At 70.4% G+C, this 22,025-nt stretch carries 25 protein-coding genes; 12 read left to right on the forward strand and 13 right to left on the reverse strand.

All coding sequences use genetic code 11. From position 1 onward, the window contains the following. Nucleotides 1-5: 5 nt before the first annotated feature. Genes BJY17_RS17590 through BJY17_RS17600 form a run of 3 tightly spaced genes read right to left on the reverse strand, consistent with a single transcriptional unit; the run spans nucleotide 6 to nucleotide 2,189 of the window. Complete coding sequence (locus BJY17_RS17590; protein ID WP_179552512.1) at nucleotides 6-740, reverse strand: ABC transporter permease; 735 nt, start codon at nucleotides 738-740, stop codon at nucleotides 6-8. Then, a complete protein-coding gene (locus BJY17_RS17595; RefSeq protein WP_179552513.1) occupies nucleotides 737-1,537 on the reverse strand; it encodes an ABC transporter ATP-binding protein in 801 nt (266 codons plus the stop codon). Before BJY17_RS17595 ends, BJY17_RS17590 begins: the two co-directional genes overlap by 4 nt. Further along, the gene (locus BJY17_RS17600) at nucleotides 1,527-2,189 is read right to left on the reverse strand and encodes a TetR/AcrR family transcriptional regulator (protein WP_179552514.1); all 663 of its coding nucleotides are present in this window, start codon (nucleotides 2,187-2,189) and stop codon (nucleotides 1,527-1,529) included. The genes BJY17_RS17595 and BJY17_RS17600 overlap by 11 nt, the downstream gene beginning before the upstream one ends. Nucleotides 2,190-2,322: 133 nt before the next feature. On the opposite strand from BJY17_RS17600, the gene BJY17_RS17605 reads away from it, so the two are divergent. Beyond that, nucleotides 2,323-2,889 carry a LemA family protein gene (locus BJY17_RS17605; RefSeq protein WP_179552515.1) on the forward strand — a complete coding sequence of 189 codons (567 nt, stop codon included), beginning with the start codon at nucleotides 2,323-2,325 and terminating at the stop codon, nucleotides 2,887-2,889. A gap of 9 nt (nucleotides 2,890-2,898) precedes the next feature. Beyond that, the gene (locus tag BJY17_RS17610) at nucleotides 2,899-3,777 is read left to right on the forward strand and encodes a M48 family metalloprotease (protein WP_179552516.1); all 879 of its coding nucleotides are present in this window, start codon (nucleotides 2,899-2,901) and stop codon (nucleotides 3,775-3,777) included. A gap of 58 nt (nucleotides 3,778-3,835) precedes the next feature. Here BJY17_RS17610 and BJY17_RS17615 read toward each other — a convergent pair whose 3' ends face one another. Beyond that, nucleotides 3,836-5,047 (reverse strand): winged helix-turn-helix domain-containing protein, encoded by a 1,212-nt coding sequence (locus tag BJY17_RS17615; protein WP_179552517.1) that lies wholly within the window; start codon nucleotides 5,045-5,047, stop codon nucleotides 3,836-3,838. 103 nt (nucleotides 5,048-5,150) lie between these two features. Here BJY17_RS17615 and BJY17_RS17620 point away from each other — a divergent pair, with 103 nt between their 5' ends. The 3 genes from BJY17_RS17620 to BJY17_RS17630 all read left to right on the forward strand — a co-directional run bounded on the left by BJY17_RS17620 (nucleotide 5,151) and on the right by BJY17_RS17630 (nucleotide 8,694). Next, nucleotides 5,151-6,374 carry an AI-2E family transporter gene (locus BJY17_RS17620; RefSeq protein ID WP_179552518.1) on the forward strand — a complete coding sequence of 408 codons (1,224 nt, stop codon included), beginning with the start codon at nucleotides 5,151-5,153 and terminating at the stop codon, nucleotides 6,372-6,374. Further along, nucleotides 6,371-7,624, forward strand: a complete 1,254-nt coding sequence (ilvA, locus tag BJY17_RS17625) for a threonine ammonia-lyase (protein WP_179552519.1) — start codon at nucleotides 6,371-6,373, stop codon at nucleotides 7,622-7,624. The genes BJY17_RS17620 and ilvA overlap by 4 nt, the downstream gene beginning before the upstream one ends. Before the next feature lie 104 nt (nucleotides 7,625-7,728). Continuing rightward, nucleotides 7,729-8,694 carry an IS481 family transposase gene (locus BJY17_RS17630; RefSeq protein WP_179551414.1) on the forward strand — a complete coding sequence of 322 codons (966 nt, stop codon included), beginning with the start codon at nucleotides 7,729-7,731 and terminating at the stop codon, nucleotides 8,692-8,694. Between the two features lie 23 nt (nucleotides 8,695-8,717). Here BJY17_RS17630 and greA read toward each other — a convergent pair whose 3' ends face one another. Beyond that, entirely contained in the window at nucleotides 8,718-9,209 is a 492-nt protein-coding gene (greA, locus tag BJY17_RS17635; RefSeq protein WP_074261501.1) for a transcription elongation factor GreA, read from the reverse strand. A gap of 88 nt (nucleotides 9,210-9,297) precedes the next feature. After that, the gene (locus BJY17_RS17640; RefSeq protein WP_179552520.1) at nucleotides 9,298-9,753 is read right to left on the reverse strand and encodes a DUF4307 domain-containing protein; all 456 of its coding nucleotides are present in this window, start codon (nucleotides 9,751-9,753) and stop codon (nucleotides 9,298-9,300) included. A 114-nt stretch (nucleotides 9,754-9,867) separates the two neighbouring features. On the opposite strand from BJY17_RS17640, the gene BJY17_RS17645 reads away from it, so the two are divergent. Then, complete coding sequence (locus BJY17_RS17645) at nucleotides 9,868-10,179, forward strand: hypothetical protein (protein ID WP_179552521.1); 312 nt, start codon at nucleotides 9,868-9,870, stop codon at nucleotides 10,177-10,179. A 51-nt stretch (nucleotides 10,180-10,230) separates the two neighbouring features. Here the strand turns inward: BJY17_RS17645 and trhA are convergent, their stop codons facing one another. Further along, a complete protein-coding gene (trhA, locus tag BJY17_RS17650; RefSeq protein ID WP_179552522.1) occupies nucleotides 10,231-11,034 on the reverse strand; it encodes a PAQR family membrane homeostasis protein TrhA in 804 nt (267 codons plus the stop codon). A gap of 73 nt (nucleotides 11,035-11,107) precedes the next feature. Here trhA and BJY17_RS17655 point away from each other — a divergent pair, with 73 nt between their 5' ends. The 3 genes from BJY17_RS17655 (at nucleotide 11,108) to BJY17_RS17665 (ending at nucleotide 14,629) form a co-directional block, all read left to right on the forward strand. After that, complete coding sequence (locus BJY17_RS17655; protein WP_179552523.1) at nucleotides 11,108-11,893, forward strand: isoprenyl transferase; 786 nt, start codon at nucleotides 11,108-11,110, stop codon at nucleotides 11,891-11,893. A 70-nt stretch (nucleotides 11,894-11,963) separates the two neighbouring features. Then, the gene (locus BJY17_RS17660) at nucleotides 11,964-13,082 is read left to right on the forward strand and encodes an aminotransferase class V-fold PLP-dependent enzyme (protein WP_179552524.1); all 1,119 of its coding nucleotides are present in this window, start codon (nucleotides 11,964-11,966) and stop codon (nucleotides 13,080-13,082) included. Between the two features lie 200 nt (nucleotides 13,083-13,282). Next, nucleotides 13,283-14,629 (forward strand): PhoH family protein, encoded by a 1,347-nt coding sequence (locus BJY17_RS17665; RefSeq protein ID WP_322789888.1) that lies wholly within the window; start codon nucleotides 13,283-13,285, stop codon nucleotides 14,627-14,629. Between the two features lie 74 nt (nucleotides 14,630-14,703). Here the strand turns inward: BJY17_RS17665 and BJY17_RS17670 are convergent, their stop codons facing one another. After that, complete coding sequence (locus BJY17_RS17670) at nucleotides 14,704-15,330, reverse strand: MSMEG_1061 family FMN-dependent PPOX-type flavoprotein (protein ID WP_179552525.1); 627 nt, start codon at nucleotides 15,328-15,330, stop codon at nucleotides 14,704-14,706. A 98-nt stretch (nucleotides 15,331-15,428) separates the two neighbouring features. Here BJY17_RS17670 and BJY17_RS17675 point away from each other — a divergent pair, with 98 nt between their 5' ends. The 3 genes from BJY17_RS17675 to BJY17_RS17685 are packed head-to-tail and all read left to right on the forward strand — an operon-like array spanning nucleotide 15,429 to nucleotide 17,560. Next, nucleotides 15,429-15,767, forward strand: a complete 339-nt coding sequence (locus BJY17_RS17675; RefSeq protein WP_179552526.1) for a PadR family transcriptional regulator — start codon at nucleotides 15,429-15,431, stop codon at nucleotides 15,765-15,767. Further along, entirely contained in the window at nucleotides 15,764-16,882 is a 1,119-nt protein-coding gene (locus BJY17_RS17680; protein WP_179552527.1) for a hypothetical protein, read from the forward strand. The genes BJY17_RS17675 and BJY17_RS17680 overlap by 4 nt, the downstream gene beginning before the upstream one ends. Before the next feature lie 27 nt (nucleotides 16,883-16,909). Continuing rightward, the gene (locus BJY17_RS17685; protein WP_179552528.1) at nucleotides 16,910-17,560 is read left to right on the forward strand and encodes an HAD family hydrolase; all 651 of its coding nucleotides are present in this window, start codon (nucleotides 16,910-16,912) and stop codon (nucleotides 17,558-17,560) included. Between the two features lie 65 nt (nucleotides 17,561-17,625). Here BJY17_RS17685 and BJY17_RS17690 read toward each other — a convergent pair whose 3' ends face one another. The 5 genes from BJY17_RS17690 to xseA all read right to left on the reverse strand — a co-directional run bounded on the left by BJY17_RS17690 (nucleotide 17,626) and on the right by xseA (nucleotide 21,944). Then, complete coding sequence (locus BJY17_RS17690) at nucleotides 17,626-19,038, reverse strand: class II fumarate hydratase (protein WP_376866426.1); 1,413 nt, start codon at nucleotides 19,036-19,038, stop codon at nucleotides 17,626-17,628. A gap of 68 nt (nucleotides 19,039-19,106) precedes the next feature. After that, a complete protein-coding gene (locus BJY17_RS17695) occupies nucleotides 19,107-19,763 on the reverse strand; it encodes a carbonic anhydrase (RefSeq protein ID WP_179552529.1) in 657 nt (218 codons plus the stop codon). A gap of 11 nt (nucleotides 19,764-19,774) precedes the next feature. Further along, nucleotides 19,775-20,416: a DUF4245 domain-containing protein gene (locus BJY17_RS17700; RefSeq protein WP_179552530.1), complete on the reverse strand. Its 642-nt coding sequence runs from the start codon at nucleotides 20,414-20,416 to the stop codon at nucleotides 19,775-19,777. Continuing rightward, nucleotides 20,416-20,664, reverse strand: a complete 249-nt coding sequence (locus BJY17_RS17705) for an exodeoxyribonuclease VII small subunit (RefSeq protein ID WP_179552531.1) — start codon at nucleotides 20,662-20,664, stop codon at nucleotides 20,416-20,418. The genes BJY17_RS17700 and BJY17_RS17705 overlap by 1 nt, the downstream gene beginning before the upstream one ends. 23 nt (nucleotides 20,665-20,687) lie before the next feature. Continuing rightward, nucleotides 20,688-21,944 carry an exodeoxyribonuclease VII large subunit gene (xseA, locus tag BJY17_RS17710; protein ID WP_179552532.1) on the reverse strand — a complete coding sequence of 419 codons (1,257 nt, stop codon included), beginning with the start codon at nucleotides 21,942-21,944 and terminating at the stop codon, nucleotides 20,688-20,690. Between the last annotated feature and the right edge of the window lie 81 nt (nucleotides 21,945-22,025).

Below are 22,025 nucleotides of genomic sequence, written 5' to 3' on the forward strand. Positions count from 1 at the left end.
GCGCGTCAGGGCGTGCGGCGACGCAGCGTGATCGAGCCGAGCACGATCGATCCGACGATCCACGCGACGATCACGAGGATCTTCGCCGTGATCCACTCGGCGCTCTCCGAGTCGGCGGCGACGGCCTGCAGCGCGTCGATCGCGAAGCTCAACGGCAGCCACTCGCTGATCGCCTCGAGGGCTTCGGGCAGCTGGTCGCGGGGGATGAAGATGCCGCCGAGGAGGATCTGCGGGAAGACGATGAGCGGCATGAACTGCACGACCTGGAACTCCGAGCGCGCGAACGCGCTCGCGAGCAGGCCGAGTGCGGTGCCGAGCAGGGCGTCGGCGACCGCGACGGCGAAGAGCAGCCAGATCGAGCCCTCGATCTCGAGCCCGCACACCCACACGGCGAACGAGACGGCGATCGCGGTCTGGAACACGGCGAGCAGGCCGAAGGCGAGCGCGTAGCCGAGGATGAAGTCTCCTTTGCCCATCGGCATCGAGAGCAGGCGCTCCAGCGTGCCGCTCCGGCGCTCCCTGAGCGTCGAGATGCTCGTGACGAGGAACATCACGATGAACGGGAACAGGGCGATCATCGCGGGGCCGATGTCGGTGAAGTAGTCGGTGTCGACGAAGATCCACGCGACGAGGCCGATGAGCAGGCTCGGCACCACGAGCAGCAGCGCGACCGTGCGGGGATCGTGGCGGATCTGGCCGAGCACGCGCCCGGCGGTCGCGAAGGTGCGGGTGAGGTTCATCGCTCCGTCTCCGTCTCCGTCTCCGTTGTGGGGCGCAGATCGGGCTCGCCCCGCTCGATGAGGCGCAGGAAGGCCTGCTCGACGTCGTCGGTGCCGGTGACCTGGAGGAGGCCCTGCACGGTGTCGTCGGCGAGCAGCGCGCCGTCGCGGAGCAGCAGCAGGCGGTCGCAGCGCTTCGCCTCGTCCATGACGTGGCTCGAGATGAGGAGGGTCGCGCCGTCGTCGGCGAGGCTGCGGAACAGCGCCCACAGTTCGACGCGGAGCACGGGGTCGAGGCCCACGGTGGGCTCGTCGAGCACGAGCACCTCGGGATCGCCGAGGAGGGCCGCGGCGAGCGAGACCCGGCTGCGCTGCCCGCCCGAGAGCGTGCCGACGAGCCGGCCGGCGACGGAGCCGAGCTCGGTGCGTTCGATGACGCGATCGACATCGGATGCCGGTGCGCCGATGATGCGGCGGAAGTAGGCGAGGTTCTGCCGCACCGAGAGGTCGTCGTAGACGCTCGCCTGCTGGGTGACGTAGCCCATGCGGGTGCGGAGCGCCCGGCTGCCCGCGGGCAGGCCCAGCACCTCGATCGTGCCCGACTTCACGACCTGCACGCCCACGATCGCGCGCATCAGCGTGGTCTTGCCGCTGCCGCTCGGGCCGAGCAGGCCGATGAGGTGGCCGCGCGGCACGGCGAGCGAGAGCCGATCGAGCGCGGTGCTGCCGCCGCGGACCACCGTCAGGTCCTGCACGATGACCGCGGCGGCGGATGCCGCACCGGACGCGGGTGCCGCGGCATCCGAGTTATTCATCATGTGCTGAATCCTTCGCCGACCGCACCGTGCTGTCAAGCGACTCCGGACTCCCGGTCAGGTGCCACTGCACGGCCGGGCCGACCCGGCGCACGAGCTCCTCGACGTCGGCCGAGGCGACCGGCTCGAACTCGAGCACGTACCGCACCATGATGACCCCCACGAGCTGCGAGGCCGCGAGCTCGGCACGGAGCTCGGCGTCGTCGGCGTCGCCCAGCGCGGTCGCGATGCGCTGCATGATCTCGTGGCGGAGGAACTCGCGCAGCATGCGGGCGACGGGCCCTTGGCCGATCGCCGATCGCAGCGCTGCCACGGCGGCCGGGCGCACGGCGCCGGAATCCCACGCCGTGAGCACTGCGCGCACGAGTCGGCCACCGAGCTCGTCGATCGGGGCGGCGAGCGCCTCGCGGACGACCCGTTCGGGCCGCAGCGGCACCTCGACGACCTCGGCGACGAGCGCCTGCTTGCCGTCGAAGTAGTGATGCACCAGCGCCGGGTCGACCTCGGCCCGACGGGCGATCGCCCGCATCGATGCCGCCTCGTACCCGTGCTCGGCGAATTCGGCGGTCGCGGCGGCGAGGATGCGCGCCCGAGTGTCGCCCGCGTTCGCTCCGCGGGGGCGGCCTCGCCGACGGCGTTCCGAGTGCTCCGTCACAGCCTGAGCCTATGCCCGGAGAAGACCCTCCGGATCCTCCGAGTCTCATGGGAAGCACAGCTCACGCGGAGGCTCGCTCGGTACACTGAATCCACACAGCAACCGTCGCTCAGAGCGCTTAGGAGTCCGTGCCATGGAATGGCTCATCCCCGTCATCATCGTCGTCGCGCTCGTGGTGATCATCGGCATCTACCTCTGGGCGACGTACAACTCCCTCGTCACGCTGAACGTGCGTGTCGACGAGGCGTGGAGCGACATCACGGTGCAGCTGAAGCGCCGTGCCGACCTGATCCCGAACCTCATCGAGGCGGTCAAGGGCTACGCGGCGCACGAGAAGTCGGTGTTCGAGTCCGTCACCCAGGCCCGCGCCGAGACGCTGACCGCTCAGGGCCCGGCGGAGGCCGGTGCCGCCGAGAACCACATGCAGCAGGCGCTGAAGTCGATCTTCGCGGTCGCCGAGGCCTACCCCCAGCTGCAGGCCAGCCAGAACTTCCTGCAGCTGCAGTCCGAGCTCGTCGACACCGAAGACAAGATCCAGGCCTCGCGCCGGTTCTACAACGGCGGCGTGCGCGAACTCAACACGAAGATCAAGGTCTTCCCGAACACCCTGTTCGTGCGAAGCCTCGGCTTCCACGAGCGAGACTTCTTCGAGGTCACGGAGCCGGCGGCGATCGCCGAGCCTCCGCGCGTGCAGTTCTAAGGGCCGGCGTTGTACCGCGCGATCGCGAAGAACAAGCGCAACACCGTCTTCATCATCCTGTTCTTCCTCGCCATCATCGGCGGGTTGGGCTGGCTGGCGGCGTTCATCTACCAAGACGTCACGATCGTCGTCGTCACGCTCGTGATCGCGACGGCGTACGCGCTGTTCCAGTACTTCACGGCCGACCGTCAGGCGCTCTCGATGTCGGGGGCGGTCGAGCTGCACTCCAAGGCCGACCACCCGCGGCTCTGGCGCACCGTCGAGAACCTCTCGATCACCACCGGCACCCCGATGCCGCGCGTGTTCGTGATCTCCGATCCCGCGCCGAACGCGTTCGCCACCGGCCGTGACCCCGAGCACGCCGTCGTCGCCGCGACCACGGGTCTCCTCGAGATCATGGACGACGCCGAGCTCGAGGGCGTCATGGCCCACGAGCTCGGGCACGTGCGCAACTACGACATCCGGCTCTCGATGGTCGTCTTCGGCCTCGTCGTGGCCGTCGGGTTCATCTCCGACATGCTCGTGCGCATGGCCTTCTTCGGCGGTCGAGGCAACAACAACGGCAACCCGATCGTCATGATCTTCGGCCTCGTCGCGATGCTCATCGCACCCCTCGTGGCGAGCCTCGTGCAGCTCGCCGTGTCGCGTCAGCGCGAGTACCTCGCCGATGCCACCGGGGCGATGACGACCCGCCACCCCGACGCGCTCGCCCGAGCCCTCCTGAAGCTCGAGACCTACGGCCGGCCCATGCAGCGGCAGAACTCGTCGATGGCCCACCTGTGGATCGCCGACCCGCTCAAGCCCGGCATCATGGACAAGCTCTTCGCCACCCACCCGCCGATCGCCGACCGCGTCAAGCGGCTGGAAGAGATGGGCGGCGCCTTCTAGGCGCTCGGGGACTGACGAGGCCGACCCCTCAGCTGATCGGCTCAGTTGTCCGGCAGGCTCAGCCGGCGGCTCGCAGCTCGGCAGCGAGCGCAGGGGAGAGGTCGCCGCGGCCGGTGACGCTCACCTCGCCGAGCCCCTGCCAGGCCGCCGCGCGCTGCAGCACCGGCACGAGCCGCGCAGCCGTCTCGGCGGGCGCACCGGGCTCGGCCCACGCCGACTGCACGCGCAGCACGCCCGCCTGCCGGTCGCTCTTCAGATCGACCCGGCCGACCACCCGATCGTCGATGAGCACGGGCAGCGAGTAGTACCCGAACTTGCGCTCGGGCTCGGGCGTGTAGATCTCGATGCGGTAGTGGAAGTCGAAGAGCCGCTCGGTGCGCGGGCGGAACCACACGACGGGGTCGAACGGCGAGAGCACCGCGGCGGTCTCGATGCGGCGAGGCCGCTTCGCATCGCGGTGCAGCCAGGCCGGTGTCTGCCGCGCCCCGGTCTGCCATCCGGGAACCTCGACGGGCAGCAGCACCCCGGCCTCCTCGAGTTCGGTGATCGCCTGGCGCACCGGCGCGCGCTTCATGCGCCAGTAGTCGGCGAGGTCGGCTTCGGTCGCGATGCCCTGAGCGGATGCCGCGAGCTCCACGAGCTCGCGCACGGCGTCGGGCTCGGCCGGGGCGGTGCCGAGCAGCTCGCCGGGCAGGGCCTGCTCGGGCAGCGCGTAGACGCGCTCGAATCGGCGGCGCTCGACGCACACGACGTCGCCGGTGCGGAACATCATCTCGAGCGTGCGCTTGACGTCGGACCAGCCCCACCACGGGCCACGCCGCTCGTTGGAGTCGTGCTCGATCTCGCTCGCCCGCATGGGGCCGTTCGCGGCGAGCTCGGCGCGAAGCCACTCCGCCAGCGTGGCGTTCTCCGCCACCCAGCCACCCCAGTCGCTGCCCTTGGCGCGGTACTCCTCGCGCCGGAACTCGAAGAGTGGCCACAGCTCGCGCGGGATGTAGGCGGCCTGGTGCGCCCAGTACTCGACCATGCGCCCGCGTCGCCCGGTCGTGATGCGGTCGAGCGCGGCGCGGTCGTAGGCGCCCACCCGGCTGAACGCGGGCAGGTAGTGGCTGCGCTCGAACACGTTGACCGAGTCGATCTGCAGCAGGGCGAGCCGATCGATGACGCCGTTGACGGCGCGCGTGCCGGGCGCCTCGGGCAGTGGGCGCGAGAAGCCCTGCGCGGCCAGTGCGATGCGGCGGGCGAGGGCGGGGCTGACGATGTCGACCATGTGCCTCGACGATAGCGGGGACGGCCGACACTGGGGAGCGACGAGAGCACGTGGCATCCGTGCGCATGCCGTCCAGTTCATACGCCGCGCCTAGACTGGAGCGATGACGGACTCCACGGGGCGGAAACGGGGCCGATTGTCGCGGGGCGCACCAGAGGTGCCGCCGCCCGCGCCGCAGGCGGGGTCCGCACCACGCGAGGTCACCGACAGCATCCCGTTCGGGGTTCGGCTGGCTGCCGGGTGGTCGTGGCGCATGCTGCTCATCGGCGGCGTGCTCGCCGTGGTGGTGTTCCTGATCATCCAGTTGCGCCTCATCGTCATCCCGATGCTCGTCGCCGTGCTCATCGGCGCCCTGCTCGTGCCGTTCTCCGGCCTCCTGCAGCGGCATCGCTGGCCGAAGTGGCTCGCGGTCCTGACCGCGATGCTGTCGGCGCTCGTCGCCGTCGGAGGGTTGCTGACCCTCGGAATCACGCAGATCGTGCGGGGATCCGATGAGCTCGCGGCGCAGTCGCTCGTCGCGTGGGACCGGTTCCGCGAATGGCTGCTCACCGGGCCGTTCCACATCACCGAGGCGCAGCTGAACGACTGGGTCGACCAGGTCATCCAGTCGGTGCAGCAGGACACCGGGGTGCTCCTGAGCGGTGCGCTCTCGGTCACCACCACGTTCGGGCACTTCCTCGCGGGCATGCTGCTCGCCCTCTTCGCGACGCTCTTCATCCTCATCGACGGCCGCGGCATCTGGAACTGGATCGTCGGCATCTTCCCGCGCCGCGGGCGCGCCGCCATCGACGGCGCCGGCCAGGCCGGCTGGGCGACGCTGCAGAACTTCGTGAAGGTGCAGATCCTCGTCGCGACGATCGACGCGATCGGCATCGGGCTCGGGGCCTTCTTCCTCGGCGTGCCGCTCGCCGTGCCGATCGCGATCCTCGTCTTCCTCGGCTCGTTCATCCCGATCGTGGGTGCCGTGCTCACCGGAGCGCTCGCCGTCTTCGTCGCGCTCGTCTACCTCGGGCTCTGGCCGGCCGTGATCATGCTCGGCATCGTGCTGCTCGTGCAGCAGGTCGAGGGCCACGTGCTGCAGCCGCTCATCATGGGCACCGCCGTGAAGGTGCACCCGCTCGGCGTCGTGGTCGCGGTCGCGACCGGATCGCTCGTCGCCGGCATCCCCGGCGCGCTCTTCGCGGTGCCCGTCGCAGCCGTCGTGAACGTCATGATCCTCTCGGTCGCGAGCGGTGCGTGGAAGAACGATTCCGGCCCGCCACCGCCGGTCCGTTCGGCGCTCTGGCGCACGGTACCGCAGCGCCCAGGCTACAAACGAGGAGAATGAACGAGTTGTCGACCACGACCACGATCGCAGGACCGAACCTCGCCGACTTCGAGCGCGCGCGAGGCGTGGTGTCCGCCGTCGCCCGGCAGACGCCGATGGAGTCGTCGCGGTTCCTCGCCGAACTGCTCGGGGTTCCCGTGCACCTCAAGTGCGAGAACCTGCAGCGCACGGGCTCCTACAAGCTCCGGGGCGCCTATCACCGCATCGCCGCCCTGACCGAGTCCGAGCGGGCACGCGGCGTCGTCGCGGCCTCGGCGGGCAATCACGCCCAGGGCGTCGCGTTCGCCGCGCGCGAGCTCGGCATCCGAGCCACGATCTTCATGCCGGTCGGCGTCGCCCTTCCGAAGCTCGAGGCGACCAAGGCCTACGGCGCCGACGTCGTGCTGCGCGGCGACTCGGTCGGCGAGACGCTCGAGGCCGCTGCGGCGTTCGCCGACGAGACCGGCGCGGTCATCATCCCGCCGTTCGACCACCCCGATGTGATCGCCGGCCAGGGAACACTCGGACTCGAGATCCTCGAGCAGACCCCCGACGTCGCGACGATCGTGGTTCCGATCGGCGGCGGCGGGCTCGCCGCCGGCATCGCGAGCGCCGCGAAGCAGCGCGCCGCAGAGCTCGGACGCACGATCCGCATCGTCGGCGTGCAGGCCGAGAACGCCGCGCCCTACGTCGCCTCGCTCGCGGCGGGTTCCCCGCAGCGAGTGCCGGTCGTGCCGACGATCGCCGACGGCATCGCCGTCTACCGGCCCGGCGAGCTGAACTTCGAGATCATCCGCGAGGCGATCGACGAGATCGTCACGGTCTCCGAAGACGACATCGCACGGGCGCTCCTCGTGCTGCTCGAGCGCGCGAAGCTCGTCGTCGAGCCGGCGGGCGCGGTCTCGGTCGCGGCGATCATGACGGGCCAGATCCACTCCGACGGTCCGGTCGTCGCGATGCTCTCGGGCGGCAACATCGATCCGCTGCTCATGCAGCGGGTGATCGCGCACGGGCTCGCGGCATCCGATCGCTATCTCACGCTCCGTATCGGCATGCCCGATCGCCCCGGCCAGCTCGCCCGCATCGCCGAACTGCTCGCCGAGGCGAACGCGAACGTCATCGAGGTGCTGCACACGCGGCACGGCTCGGGGCTGCAGATCTCCGAGGTCGAGCTCAAGCTCTCGATCGAGACCCGTGGCCCCGACCACCGGGCCGAGGTCGTCGCGGTGCTGCGACGGGCCGGCTACGAGCCGGTCGTCGACAACGACTAGGTGTACCCGGCCAGGACGTTGGTAGCGGCGAGCCTGGTTGAACGAACGAGAACCTCCGAGTGGGATGTGGCTTGTCTAAGGCCCACGACCCACCGGAGGTTCTCGTGTCCCACGGTAGTGCGCGGTTGACCGTTCACGGTCGCCGACTGATCATCCAACGCCACCAAGCCGGTTGGCCCCAAGCCCATATCGCCGCCGCGATGGGGGTCTCCCGCAAGTGCGTGAAGACCTGGATCGACCGCCATACCGCCGAAGGCGATGCCGGACTCGCGACGCGGTCCTCACGGCCTCACACGATGCCCACGAGGACCAGCGACGAGATCGAACAGCAGGTCCTCGCTGCACGGGCCAGCGAGCGATGCGGCCCCGACGTCCTCGGCCCGATGGTCGGGGTGCCCGCACGGACGGTGTCTCGGATCCTGCGCCGCCACAACGTGCCCTACCTGCGTGAGTGCGACCCGATCACCGGCGAGGTGATCCGTTCATCAAAGCAGACCGCCGTACGTTACGAACGCGACCGGCCGGGCGAGCTGGTGCACATGGATGTGAAGAAGCTCGGCCGGATCCCTGACGGTGGCGGCTGGCGGGCCCACGGCCGAGCCAGTGGGTCGATCCAACGCGACCGCAACACCAAGGTCGGCTTCGACTACGTCCACTCCCTCGTCGATGACCATTCCCGGCTGGCCTACAGCGAGGTCCTCACCGACGAGAAGGGGTCGACATGCGCTGCGTTCCTCGAGCGTGCGATCGTCTACTTCGCGGCCAGCGGCATCACCCGCATCGAGCGGTTGATCACCGACAACGCGTGGGCCTACAGGTACTCGCTCCGCGAGGTCTGTGCGACCCACGGAATCCGGCAGAAGTTCATCAAGCCCCACTGCCCCTGGCAGAACGGCAAAGTTGAGCGACTGAACCGGACCCTGGCGACCGAGTGGGCCTACCGGCAGGCCTTCACAAGCAACGCAGAACGCGCCGCGGCACTTGCGCCGTGGATCGAGCACTACAACACTGAACGACGCCACAGCGCGCTCGGAGGCCACCCGCCAATCAGCCGCCTGCTACCAACCTGATGGCCGGGTACAACTAGGGCGGCCTACTGGCCGCCCCAGGTCTCGACGCTCGTGATCTCGACGGCGATCTCGCGACCGTTCGGCGCGGTGTAGCTGGTCTTCTCGCCGACCTTCAGGCCGAGGATCGCGGCACCGAGCGGGCTCTGCGTGCTCCAGACGTCGAGCTCGGAGTCACCGGCGATCTCGCGGCTGCCGATGAGGAACGTCTCTTCGTCGCCCGCGATGATCGCGGTGATGACGGTGCCGGCCTCGACGACGCCCGACGACTGCGGTGCATCGGCGACCTCGGCGGTGCGGAGCAGCTCCTTCAGCTGACGGATGCGGGCCTCCATCTTGCCCTGCTCGTCTTTGGCGGCGTGGTAGCCGCCGTTCTCCTTGAGGTCGCCCTCCTCGCGCGCGGCCTCGATTCGCTTGGCGATGTCTTCGCGGCCGTGGGTGGAGAGGTGCTCGAGTTCCGCTGCCAGGCGGTCGTAGGCCTCCTGGGTGAGCCAGGTGGCGGTGACGTCCTGCGCCATGATGCACACTCCCGTGTCGGTGCGGCCTCGACCGCACTGACGTATATAGACGTGTCGCCCCGACGGATGTCGGAGCGAATGCCCCATGTTAGGTGAGCCAGCAGCCGTAAATCAAACCGGTGTTCGCCTCCTGCGCGACCCGCACGGTCTCGGTGAGGCTGCGGAGGTGCCGATCGGAGGCCGGAACCTCGATGATCTTCCAGCCGACGACGGTGAAGTCCTCGTTGAAGGCCTGCACGGCGCACGCGGTCTCGTTGCCGGGCGGCACCGACAGGGTCCAGGTGACCTCGACGGCGCGGTTCTCGTTCATCAGCCGGTGGCCGGTGTCGGTGACCTCGATCTGCGGCTTCTGGCCGTCGAGGCCCGCCCAGACGACCCACGCCACGAGCACGATCGCGAAGGCGATGGCACCGCCGATGAGCAGCACCCGATCGCGGGTGCGGTGCGTGCGGGTGCGTCCGTATCGCTCGTCGAGCAGGTCGTTCGAGGGGGCGTCGTTCGAGGGCGCTGCGTTCGAGGGCGCTGCGTTCTGGGGCGCGGTCACCGCAGGCTCCTTCGAGGTCGATCGTCTAGGCTGGAATTCAAGCCTAACGCGCCCGGCGCAGGCCGATGCTCGACAGTGCGAGCGTGATCCAGTGCACGCGTGAAAGAGAGTCCGATGCTCGTCGTCCCAGCCCTGATCGTCCTGGCCGAAGACGAGGAGTTCGACCCCAATACGGTGACGCCCGGCGTCTGGGGCTTCGTCATCACCTTCCTCATCATGCTGGCGGTGCTGCTGCTGATCCTCGACATGGTGCGCCGCATCCGCCGCACGAACTACCGCATCGAGGTGCGCGAGCAGCTCGAGGCCGAGGCGCGCGATGCCGAGATCGCGGAGGCCGACGGTCAGGTGACGGATGCCTCGGGCACGCTGCCGCCCGCCGAACCCGGTTCCACCGATGAGGGGCCCGACGAGGCATCCGCTCGCTGACCGGGTCTCGAGACGCCGCGGCGTTCGCTCCCCGACCTGCGGCGACCGGCCTCAGCCCACGTGGTAGACCGGCGCGATCGCGATGAGCAGCGTCGCCGTCCAGTGGCACATGAACGCGAGCACCGTGCAGGTGTGGAAGATCTCGTGGAAGCCGAAGACGCCCGGCCACGGGTTGGGCTTCTTGAGGCCGTAGACGATGGCGCCGCCCGTGTAGAGCAGGCCGCCGACGATCACGAGCACCATCATCGCGACGTTCGCCGCGAGCAGGTCGCCCATGTACATCACGGCCGCCCAGCCGAGCAGCAGGTAGAGCGCGACGTAGAGCCAGCGCGGTGCGCCGATCCAGAACACGCGGAAGCCGATGCCCGCGAGCGCACCGGCCCAGACGACGCCGAGCAGCAGCCAGCCCTTGTCGGGCGGCAGCGCGAGCACCGCGAGCGGGGTGTACGTGCCCGCGATCAGCAGGAAGATGTTGGCGTGGTCGATGCGCTTCAGCGCGAGCTTCGTCTTCGGATTCCAGTCGAAGCGGTGATAGAGCGCCGAGTTGCCGAAGAGCAGCATCGAGGAGAGCACGAAGACCGCCGACGCCCACTTCGCAGGTGCACCCTCTGCGAGCACGATGAGCACGATGCCCGCCGCGATCGTCACCGGGAAGGTGCCTGCGTGGATCCAGCCGCGCCACGTGGGCTTGACCTCTTCGGGGTGCGCGAGCGAATCGTCGAGCAGCGGGATGTTCGGCAGGTCGGGGCCGTGCTGGCCTCGTGCGACGGCGAGGTCTCCGGGATCTTCCGGTGCGACGGGGCGGGAGAGTTCATCCACGGCATCGTGCGATGCGCGCCGGCGCTTCGAGGTCATGCTCACAGCGTAGGACCTCCCCGGTCACGACCGGCTGTGAGTGTCGGATGCCCCGGAGCGGTAGCGTAGTTCCGTGCAGACGAGCGATCAGCCCCTCGGTCGCGGCCTCCTCTACCGCCTCTATCAGAACCGGCTCCGGCGCGGACTCGACCCTGAGGCCATGCCGCGCCATGTCGCGATGATCATCGACGGCAACCGTCGGTGGGCCAAGCAGCTCGGCTACGACACCGCGGCCCACGGCCACCGCGCCGGCGCGGCGAAGATGCGCGAGTTCCTCGAGTGGTGCGACGACGCTGGCATCAAGACGGTCACGCTGTACCTGCTCTCGAGCGACAACCTCGGCAATCGCCCGTCGGCCGAGCTCGCCGACCTGATCGAGATCATCGCCGAGCTGGCCGAGGAACTCTCGCACTACCGCGACTGGCGCGTGCAGCACGTCGGGTCGGATGCCGGCCTCCCCGAGCCCCTCGTGGCGGCGCTCGACGCGGCGGAGCACCGAACCGCCGACAAGCGCGGCCTGCACGTCAACCTCGCGGTCGGCTACGGCGGGCGCAAGGAGATCACCGACGCGATGCGCTCGATCGTCGCCGAGCACCACGCAGAGGGACGGAGCCTCGACGACCTCGCCGAGCGGCTGACACCCGACCTCATCGGCCAGCACCTCTACACGGGCGGGCAGCCCGACCCCGACCTCGTCATCCGCACCTCGGGCGAGCAGCGGCTCAGCGACTTCATGCTCTGGCAGTCGGCCCACAGCGAGTTCTACTTCGTCGAGGCCCTCGGCCCCGACCTCCGCAAGGTCGACTTCCTGCGGGCCCTGCGCGACTACACGAAGCGTCATCGCCGATTCGGCGGATGACTCGCGACACCCTCGTCTGCGAGACTATGCGCGCCGACCATCTCCGCCTCGATGAAGGGGGCACCACCACGTGACCATCGACGATTTCACCGCCGGATTCACCCAGGAACCCGGATACCTCGACTACGGCCGGGTCGGGCCGCTCTCGACCGCTGCCGCCGAGGAGTCGCTCGTCTTCACCCAGGTGCTGCAGCGCGCCCGTCACGGCAGCCTCGACGAGATCCGCGAGCAGGACGGTCGGGTGCGCGCGGCGGCGTCGGCGGTCCTCGGGTTCCCGGCCGACCAGATCGTCTTCCAGCCCAACGCGACGACCGGCATCATGCATGCGATGTTCGGTCTCACCGGCGGGGTGCTGCTCTCGGCGGAGGAGTTCCCGAGCCTGCCCATCGCCGCGGTGCGCGCGCAGGAGGCGCTGCACACCGTGCAGCCCGTCTGGCTCGAGACCGACCACGGCAAGGTGACGCCCGGCCAGATCCGCGAGCAGCTCGAGGCGAACGTCGCCGCCGTGGCGGTGAGCCTCGTCGACTCGCGCTCGGGATACCTCTGCGACATCGAGGGCATCAGGCAGGTCATCGGCGATCGACTGCTGATCGTCGACGCCATCCAGGGCTTCGGCGTCGTCGACGCGCCGTGGGAGGTCGCCGACGTCGTGCTGACCGGTGGGCAGAAGTGGTGCCGCGCGGGTTGGGGCACGGGGTTCATGGCGCTGTCGCCGCGCGCGCTCGACCAGCTGACCCCGGTCTTCTCGGGCTTCACGGGCACCGAGGAGGACGAGCCGTGGGGCGAGGTGCCCCCGCCGGCGCCCGATGCACGCGCCTACCGGGTGTCGAACCCCGACCCGCTCGCCGAGGCGCGGTTCGCCGCGAGCCTCGAGGAGATCGCCGGCGTCGGCGTCGCCGCGATCAACACGGCGATGGCGGAGCGGGTCAGCCAGACCATCGAGCTCGCCGACGAGTTCGCGATCGCGGTGGTCTCCTCGCGCGACGAGCGCGAGCGTGCCGGCATCGTCGTGCTCGAACCGCCGACCGAGCAGGTGACCCTGCTCACCGCGTCGCTGCACAACCACGGCGTCACGGCGACCATGCGGCAGGGGCGCATCCGGCTCTCGGTGCACGCAGCGACGTCCGGCGAGACGCTCGAGATGCTGCGCGCGGCGTTCGTCTCGTACGGCACCGCTGCGTCGTACTGAACGGCCATCGGGGGGTCGCGGCATCCGCTCCCAGGTGAACGGCGTGTGTCGCACCGCGTGTCGCTGAGGCCGATTCGCCGGCACCGTCGTAGCGTCTGTGGCATCGGACAAGGAGTCCGATCGAGTCGGCTCGTGAACCGCTCGTGGGAGGTTCGCCGCCGGCACGGAATGCCGAGCTGAAGCTCGGGGCGGGAGCTGGCGTGTCACTCTCTACCTCCAAGTCGACCGATCTCGCGGCGGATGCCGCAGCAGCACAGCAGGAGCGCACGTACGTGCTCGACACCTCGGTGCTGCTCTCCGATCCGAAGGCCCTGTTCCGCTTCGACGAGCATGCCGTGGTGCTGCCCGTCGTCGTGATCACGGAGCTCGAGGCCAAGCGGAACGATCCCGAGATCGGCTACTTCGCCCGTCAGGCGCTGCGCATCCTCGATGAGCTGCGCGTCGAGCACGAGCGACTCGACTTCCCGATCACCGTCGGCGACGGCGGGTCGCTCCGCGTCGAGCTGAACCACAGCGACCAGAGCGTGCTGCCGTCGGGCCTACGCCTCTCCGACAACGACTCCCGCATCCTCGCGTGCGCGTTGAACCTCGCCAACGACGGCCTCGCCGTCACCGTCGTCTCGAAGGACCTGCCGCTGCGCGTGAAGGCCGCCTCGATCGGCCTCGACGCCGCGGAGTACCGGCACGAGCTCGCGATCGACTCCGGCTGGAACGGCATGGCGGAGCTCGACCTCGGCTCGAACGACATGGCGAAGCTCTACGAGCACGAGCACCTGACGGTGCCCGCCGACCTCGATCAGCCGATCAACACCGGTCTCGTCATCCACTCCGACCGTGGCTCGGCGCTCGGCCGGGTCGTGGGGGAGCGCGAGGTGCGGCTCGTGCGCGGCGACCGCGAGGTCTTCGGGCTGCACGGGCGCTCCGCCGAGCAGCGGCTCGCGATCGACCTGCTGCTCGACCCCGAGATCGGCATCCTCTCGCTCGGCGGCCGGGCGGGCACCGGCAAGTCGGCGCTCGCCCTGTGCGCAGGCCTCGAGGCGGTGCTCGAACGCCAGCAGCACAAGAAGATCATGGTGTTCCGTCCGCTCTACGCGGTCGGCGGCCAGGAGCTCGGGTACCTGCCCGGAGACCAGGGCGAGAAGATGAACCCCTGGGGTCAGGCCGTGTTCGACACGCTCGGCTCCGTGGTCTCCGACAACGTGCTCGAAGAGGTGATCGACCGCGGCATCCTCGAGGTGCTGCCGCTGACGCACATCCGCGGGCGCTCGCTGCACGACGCATTCGTGATCGTCGACGAGGCGCAGTCGCTCGAGCGCAACGTGCTGCTCACGGTGCTCTCGCGCATCGGCCAGAATTCGCGGGTCGTGCTCACCCACGACGTCGCCCAGCGCGACAACCTTCGGGTCGGCCGCCATGACGGCGTCGCGAGCGTGATCGAGACGCTGAAGGGGCATCCGCTCTTCGCCCACATCACGCTGACCCGCTCGGAGCGCTCGGCGATCGCCGCGCTCGTCGCCGAGATGCTCGACGGGCACGAACTGGCCTGAGCAGGGCTGACTGGAGCGGGCCCCGGGCGACCGGGGCCCGCTTCCGCGTGCTCCGGTGTCTCAGCCGCGTCGCGTCAGCCGTAGAGCTTCGCGTCGTAGGTGGGGCCGTAGTACGCGTCGAGCGCCTCGACCGACTCGTTCGGCCGTTCGAGCGCCTGCGCGATCAGCGCGCGGCGGGGCGCGGCCGCCGGTGCCCAGGTCTCGGGCTTCCAGGTCTGCGATCGCAGGAACGCCTTCGAGCAATGGGAGAAGATCTCGTCGATCGCGACCTCGAGCACGAGCGCCGGTTCGTGCCCGCGCACCTGCATGCGATCGGCGTAGGGCGCATCGCGCAGCAGACGGCCGCGGCCGTTGATGCGCAGCGTGTCGCCGCGGCCGGGGATGACGAAGAGCAGCCCGACGTGCGGGTTCTCGAGCACGTTGTGGAAACCGTCGGCCCGGCGGTTGCCCGGCCGCTCGGGGATCGCGATCGTCGTGTCGTCGAGCACGATCGCGAAGCCGGCGGGGTCGCCCTTGGGGGAGACGTCGGCGTTGCCGGCGGCATCCGCCGTCGAGACGAAGCAGAGCGGGGATGCCGCGAGCCACTGCCGATCGAGGTCGTGCAGTCGAGCGCGCGACTTGTCGCGGGCGGCGGGCAGCGGGGAGCCGATGATCGCCTCGAGCTCGGCGGTGGTCGTGACGGGGGTGCCTCCATGATCCATGGCTCCACGCTACGCCCGTCGCGCGGCGTCGATCGTCACGGCGGATCCCGCGCTCCCGGGCATTGCCCCGGCTATCTCTATATAGCTAGAGTTCGAGCATGGAACCGCTCAGTCGCATCACGGATGCCACGGTCGACGTGCTGCGGGCGCTGCTCGACGCGCCCGGCCCGAGCTGGGGGCTCGCCGTCGTCAAGGCGTCGGGACGACCCGCCGGCAGTGTCTACCCGATCCTCGAACGACTCGAGCGGGCCGGCTGGCTCGAGAGCGAATGGGAGCAGGATGCCGCGCGGCCCGGGCCGCGTCGCCGGTACTACACATTGAGCGAGGGCGGGTCGGCAGCCGCCCGGCAGGCGGTCGCCGCGCGGCCGGCTCGCACCGCGGCCCGGTCTGCCGCGTCGGTCGCGACCGTGCCCGCCGTCGCGGACGGAACCGCATGAGCGGGCGACTCGCCCGCGCCGGCCTCGCCGTGGCCGTGCGGCTGCTGCCCGATGCTCGGCGCGAGCGCTACCGCGAGGAGTGGGCGGCAGACCTGCGGGATGCCCCGGCTGCGGGTGTGTCGACCGCGCAACTCGTCGCCGGCGCGTTCGGCGTCGTGCTGCGGGCTCCGCGCTCGCCGGAGGCGTTCGGACTGACGTCGAGCGCGCTCGCCGGAAGGCGGCTCCGCTGGGCGGCGGCCTGGTTCGCGGCGGCGGTGTCGCTCGCGCTCGGGAGCTTCTTCCTGACACCGTTCACGGCCGGCGGCGCGTTCGGCGAGGTGGGCTCGCGCGTGATGGTCGTCGTGGCACTCGTCGGCGGTGTCGGGCTGGTCTGGCTGGCCGCTGCCGTGCACGGGCTGCTCGCCTCACGTGGTGCCGGCCTCCGCTGGGCGGTGAGCCTCGGAGTCGTGCTGCTCACCGTGCCGGTCGTCGCCATGCTGACCGTAGCGCTCGTGCCCGCGATGATGCTCGGAGGCATGCTCGCCGGCGCGGCGACCGTCGTGTTCGCGTGGGCGCTCCCCGCCGCGACCGACCCCGAACGTCGTCGCACGTGGCCCGGCCTGCCCGCACGACTCGGCACCCGGGCGACCGCGCTCGTCGGCGCGATCGTCGTGCTCGGCGGCGCCGCTGTCGGGGCCGTGCACATCCTGGTCTGGAACCCGCTCTCGAAGGTGCCCGGCCTCGCCCTGCCCGAGATCTACGCGCAGATGGCCGACCGGGGCGAGCCCGCGGGTCCGGCCGCGGCGTACGCCCTCGTCTGGGCCGCGACCTGGGCGCCGCTCGGTCTGCTGTTCCTCGCGACGGCCGTCGTCGGAAACCGGGGCACGCTCCGCCGCCTCGACGCCCGTCGCATCGCCCGCGCGAGCCTCGTCGCCGTCTTCGGCATCGGGTTCACGCAGTGGGTCGGCGGCTTCTCGATGGGCATGTCGATCGCCGACGCCTTCGCGGTGAGCGGCGGCGACAGCGCGGTCAGCGGGCTGCTGCTGACCGCTGCGGCGACCGTCGCCGGCGTCATCGTCGCGCTGCGCGTGCTGCCGCCGGCATCCGTCGCCCGCTCGCCCCGCGCGGCCGCCTGAAACGCTGCAGCCTGAGAGGATCGGATCATGCGGTCGAAACGTGCGGTGCTCTTCGACGTCGACGGCACGCTGATCGACGCGATCGCGGGCCAGCGACGTATCTGGCACGAGTGGGCCGAGCGCTTCGACCTCGACCCGTCGGTCGTGTACGAGGCGGCGATGCGCACCCGGCCGCTCGAGACGGTGGCCGAACTGCTGCCGGGGCGCGACCCGGCTCCACTCGTCGCCGCGTTCGACGAGCTCGAAGATGTGGAGGCCGAGCACGGGGCGCTGCACGGAATCGAGGGGGCCGCGAAGCTTCTCTCGTCGCTCGAACCGAACACATGGGCCCTCGTGACCTCGAATGCCGAGCGGCGCGTGACGGCACGGTTCCGTCGACTCGGATTGCCGTTGCCGGAGGTCATCGTCGACAATGTGGCGACCAACGCGGGCAAGCCGTCGCCCGACCCCTACCTGCTCGCGGCGCGTCGTCTCGGCGCCCGTTCCGGCGACTGCCTCGTGATCGAGGATTCTCCAGCGGGCGTCACCGCAGGAGTGGCCGCGGGCATGACGACCTGGAGCGTCAACGGCCAGGTGCCGGTCGCGGGCGCCCACCGGCACTTTCGCACGCTCGCTGACGCGTCGGCCGACATCATCGGCTTCGTCGCGGGCCACGGCGTGCACGCGACATCCGCCTGACGTAACTGGCGGCCGACGACGAAGCGCCCCGCCGGACCGGCGGGGCGCTTCGGGAATCGCTGCTGCTAGGCCTGCGGCGGACGCGTCATCGACAGCAGGTCGAGGGCCGTGTCGAGCTGCTCGATGGTGAGGTCGCCGCGCTCCACGTAGCCGAGGTCGATCACGGCCTCGCGCACCGTGATGCCCTTGGCGACCGAGTGCTTCGCGATCTTCGCGGCGGCCTCGTAGCCGATGAGCTTGTTGAGCGGGGTCACGATCGAGGGCGACATGCCCGCGAGGGCGGTCGCGCGCTCGACGTCGGCCTCGAGGCCGTCGATCGTCTTGTCGGCGAGCACTCGCACCGAGTTCGCGAGCAGGCGGATCGACTCGAGGAGGGCGGTGCCCATGACGGGGATCTGCACGTTGAGCTCGAAGGCACCCGATGCACCGGCCCACGCGATCGTCGCGTCGTTGCCGATGACGCGTGCGCAGACCATGAGCACGGCCTCGGGAACGACGGGGTTCACCTTGCCCGGCATGATCGAGGAGCCGGGCTGCAGGTCGGGGATGCGCAGTTCGCCGAGGCCGGTGTTCGGGCCGGAACCCATCCAACGGAGGTCGTTCGAGATCTTCGTGAGGCTCACGGCGATCGTGCGCAGCGCGCCCGAGGCGTCGACGAGGCCGTCGCGGTTGGCCTGCGCCTCGAAGTGGTCGGCGGCCTCGGTGACCGGCAGTTCGGTCTCGGCCTGGAGCAGCGAGATGACGAGCTGCGGGAACCCGGCCGGCGTGTTGATGCCGGTGCCGACGGCGGTGCCGCCGAGCGGGACCTCGGCGACGCGGGGGAGCGCCGTGCGCACGCGCTCGATGCCGAGGCGGATCTGGCGGGCGTAGCCGCCGAACTCCTGGCCGAGGGTGACGGGGGTCGCATCCATGAGGTGGGTGCGGCCGGCCTTGACGACGCCGGCCCACTCGACGGCCTTCGCCTCGAGGGCGACGGCGAGGTGGTCGAGCGAGGGGATGAGCTCGTCGATGAGCGCCGCGGTCACGGCGATGTGCACCGAGGTCGGGAAGACGTCGTTCGACGACTGCGAGGCGTTCACGTGATCGTTGGGGTGCACCGGGCTGCCGAGCTTGCCCGTCGCGATGGTGGCGAGCACCTCGTTCATGTTCATGTTCGAGGAGGTGCCGGAGCCGGTCTGGTACACGTCGACCGGGAAGTGCTCGGTGTAGCTGTGCACGCCCGAGATGACCTCGTCTGCGGCGTCTTCGATCGCCTTCGCGATGGCCGGGTCGAGCACGCCGAGCTGCGCGTTCGCCTGCGCGGCCGCCTTCTTGATGCGGGCGAGCGCCTGGATCTGCTGGGGCTCGAGACCTGCGCCGGAGATGGGGAAGTTCTCGACGGCGCGCTGCGTCTGCGCCCGGTAGAGGGCCGATGCGGGCACCCGCACCTCGCCCATCGTGTCGTGCTCGATGCGATAGTCGGCGGCGTTGTCCACCACGGTGTGTTCCCTTCGATGTGCTTGCCGGATGTCCCGGCTGATGCCGCTCGTTCGTTCGGCGTGAGCCGTCAGACCGAGCCGACGACGATGTCGGTCTCGACACGACCCTCGAAGAGTCGGTAGTTCGCTCCGACGATAGCCAGCGTACCCGCTGCGATCGCGTCGCTGATCATCTCGGATGCGGCAACGAGCTCGGTCACGGTGTTGCGCAGGTGCTCGCGGCCGACGAAGCCGGTGTCGACGTGAGCGGGGTCCACGGGCGCGTCGGCTGCGCCCCCGGCGACCTTGCGCACGGCGGGCACGATCTTCTCGACGAGACCGGCGATGTGCACCGGCAGCGGGGTCGCGTCTTCGGCCTCGGAATCGATGGCGGCGCGCACGGCACCGCACTCGTCGTGCGCGAGCACGATGACGAGCGGCACGTGCAGCAGGCCGACGGCGTACTCGAGCGAGCCGAGCGACGACGGGGTCACGACCTGGCCGGCGTTGCGCACGACGAAGGCGTCGCCGAGACCCACGTCGAAGATGATCTCGGCCGCGAGGCGGGAGTCGCTGCAGCCGAAGATCGCGACGAGCGGGCGCTGCGCGTGCGCGAGCGACGCGCGGCGATCGACGTCTTGACGCGGGTGGAGGGGCTTGCCCTCGACGAAGCGGGTGTTGCCGCTGCGGAGCTCGCGCCACGTCTCAGCCGGAGTCTGCGGACGATCTTTCGGCTGCGTGGTCACGTGGTGCCCTTTCAGTCCTGTGCCTCGATCGTCGGCGTGAGCGCCGACGCGAGCGTCTCGAATTCTTCGGGAGTCGCGGTGCCGAGCAGCACGAAGGTGCTGCCGCCCGCTTCGGTGGTGAGGCCGTAGCGGGCGTTGCCGACGTCTTCGGGGGATTCGCGGTTGTCGTACACCGTCCACTCCACGCCGTCGATGGTCGTGGTGCCCACGGCGAGGGTGCGGGCGAGGAGCCCGGCGACCCACGTGGGGTTCGCGTCGAGCCCCTGGTAGAGCCCGATGAACTCATCGCTCGGGGTGAGGTAGCCCACGTACCACGCGGTCACGTCGTCGGCCTGGCTGACGCGGAGCTCGGCGGCGTTGGCGCGCCAGCCGTCGGGCAGCTCGGGCACGGCGAGCGGGTCGACGCTCGCGGCCTGCGCCTGTTCGGCGAGGGATGCCACGTCGATGTCGCGCTCGATGGGGGTGTCGCTGCGCGGCACGAGCAGCACGATGACGAGCATGACCGCGAGGCTCGCGCCGAGCGCGAGCAGGAGGTTGCGCAGCGTCTGGCGCTGGCGGTGCTTCAGGGAGTTCTCGGCCTTGCGGGCCGCCGTCTCTTCGGGGGTCTCGGGCCGGCCGAGCTCGGCCACGACCCGGGGTGCGCGCTCCGCCATCAGCGGTCGCCGCTGTCGTCGGCCGCCGCGCGGGATGAGCCGGCGCGGGCCGCCTCGAGGCGAGCCTTCGCGCCGATGAGCCACTCCTCGCAGCGGGCCGCGAGGGCCTCGCCGCGCTCCCACAGCGCGAGCGACTGCTCGAGCGTCGCCGAACCCTGCTCGAGCTCGCCGACGACCTGCACGAGTTCGTCGCGCGCCTGCTCGTAGCTCAGCTCGGAGACTTCGGTGGTGGAGGGCATGGCGTCCATTCTATTCGGCGTGTTCGCGAGGTTTATTCAGGGTGGTCGTGAGGCGCACCGGCGAGGTCGTGCACCGACGGTACGGCGCCGCGGGAGACGGCGGCGAACGCGCCCTCGGCGAGCGTGACCGTGACCTCGGCGCCGTCGGGAGCCCCTGCGGGGCCCCGCACCACATGGCCGTCGGCGCCCTGCACGATCGCGTACCCGCGGTCGAGCGTGGCCTGCGGCGAGAGCGCCCGCAGGTGCCCGCGCAGTTCGGCGACGCGATGGGTCTGTCGATCGATCGTGCGCTCGACGAGCTCGGCGCCGCGCGCCACCCAACGGGTCAGGTCCTCGGCGCGGCGGTCGACGATCCACGAGGTCTCGGCGAGCGCCGGTCGCGATCGCAAGTGGCCGATGCGGTCGATCTCGCGGGAGAGGATCGCCTGCAGCCGCATGCCGAGGCGGGCGCGGGCCTGCTCGACCCGCACGAGTTCTTCGTTGACGTCGGGCACGACGCGCTTCGCGGCGTCCGTCGGGGTCGAGGCTCGCAAGTCGGCGACCTCGTCGAGCAGCGGCCGGTCGGCCTCGTGCCCGATGGCCGAGACGATGGGGGTGGATGCCGCGGCAGCCGCTCTCACGACGCGCTCGTCGCTGAAGCCCAGCAGGTTCTGGAAGTCGCCGCCGCCGCGGGCGACGATGATGACCTCGACCTGGGGGTCGGCGTCGAGTCGCTCGATCGCCGCGACGACCTCTGAGACGGTGCGGTCGCCCTGCACGGCGGCGTGCACGACGCGGAACTCGACGGCGGGCCATCGCAACTTGGCGTTGCGCAGCACGTCTTTCTCGGCGTCGCTGTCTTTTCCGGTGATGAGGCCGACGACGCCCGGCAGGAACGGCAGGCGTCGCTTGCGGCCGGCGTCGAACAGTCCCTCGGCCGCGAGCTGGGCGCGCAGGCGCTCGAGGCGCTCGAGCAGGTCGCCGAGGCCGACGTGCTTCAGCTCGAAGACCTGCATCGACAGCGAGCCGCCCTTGACCCACCAGTTGGGCTTGACGAGGGCGATGACCCGGTCGCCCTGCTTGAACTGCTCGTCGAACCGGGCGCGCACCGAAGACCACACCTGGAACGAGAGGGTCGCCTCGGCATCGAGGTCTTTCAACTTGCCGTAGACGTTGCCGCCCGAGACGCCCCACTGAGTGATCTCGCCCTCGACCCAGACCGTGCCGAGTCGATCGATGTACTGCTTGAGCTTGCCCGAGAGGAGCCCGACCGGCCACGGAGCCTCACGTGTCGCCGGTGCATCCGTCATGTCTGGCCTCCCAGCCGTCTGCCCGCGTCAGCCGCGTAGGATGGGCACCGTGACGAGCACTACGGAAACCCCGCGAATCGG

Origin of the sequence: Agromyces hippuratus, from assembly GCF_013410355.1 — a bacterium.
GTDB classification, from domain to species: domain Bacteria; phylum Actinomycetota; class Actinomycetes; order Actinomycetales; family Microbacteriaceae; genus Agromyces; species Agromyces hippuratus.

Coding starts and splice junctions, on each gene's coding strand:
- BJY17_RS17595 (WP_179552513.1), bottom strand. CDS start 1,537: ATGATGAATAACTCGGATGCCGCGGCACCCGCGTCCGGTGCGGCATCC.
- BJY17_RS17675 (WP_179552526.1), top strand. CDS start 15,429: ATGGAACCGCTCAGTCGCATCACGGATGCCACGGTCGACGTGCTGCGG.
- BJY17_RS17705 (WP_179552531.1), bottom strand. CDS start 20,664: ATGGACGCCATGCCCTCCACCACCGAAGTCTCCGAGCTGAGCTACGAG.
- BJY17_RS17615 (WP_179552517.1), bottom strand. CDS start 5,047: ATGGTCGACATCGTCAGCCCCGCCCTCGCCCGCCGCATCGCACTGGCC.
- trhA (WP_179552522.1), bottom strand. CDS start 11,034: ATGACCTCGAAGCGCCGGCGCGCATCGCACGATGCCGTGGATGAACTC.
- BJY17_RS17590 (WP_179552512.1), bottom strand. CDS start 740: ATGAACCTCACCCGCACCTTCGCGACCGCCGGGCGCGTGCTCGGCCAG.
- BJY17_RS17685 (WP_179552528.1), top strand. CDS start 16,910: ATGCGGTCGAAACGTGCGGTGCTCTTCGACGTCGACGGCACGCTGATC.
- BJY17_RS17620 (WP_179552518.1), top strand. CDS start 5,151: ATGACGGACTCCACGGGGCGGAAACGGGGCCGATTGTCGCGGGGCGCA.
- BJY17_RS17605 (WP_179552515.1), top strand. CDS start 2,323: ATGGAATGGCTCATCCCCGTCATCATCGTCGTCGCGCTCGTGGTGATC.
- BJY17_RS17680 (WP_179552527.1), top strand. CDS start 15,764: ATGAGCGGGCGACTCGCCCGCGCCGGCCTCGCCGTGGCCGTGCGGCTG.
- greA (WP_074261501.1), bottom strand. CDS start 9,209: ATGGCGCAGGACGTCACCGCCACCTGGCTCACCCAGGAGGCCTACGAC.
- xseA (WP_179552532.1), bottom strand. CDS start 21,944: ATGACGGATGCACCGGCGACACGTGAGGCTCCGTGGCCGGTCGGGCTC.
- BJY17_RS17700 (WP_179552530.1), bottom strand. CDS start 20,416: ATGGCGGAGCGCGCACCCCGGGTCGTGGCCGAGCTCGGCCGGCCCGAG.
- BJY17_RS17670 (WP_179552525.1), bottom strand. CDS start 15,330: ATGGATCATGGAGGCACCCCCGTCACGACCACCGCCGAGCTCGAGGCG.
- ilvA (WP_179552519.1), top strand. CDS start 6,371: ATGAACGAGTTGTCGACCACGACCACGATCGCAGGACCGAACCTCGCC.
- BJY17_RS17645 (WP_179552521.1), top strand. CDS start 9,868: ATGCTCGTCGTCCCAGCCCTGATCGTCCTGGCCGAAGACGAGGAGTTC.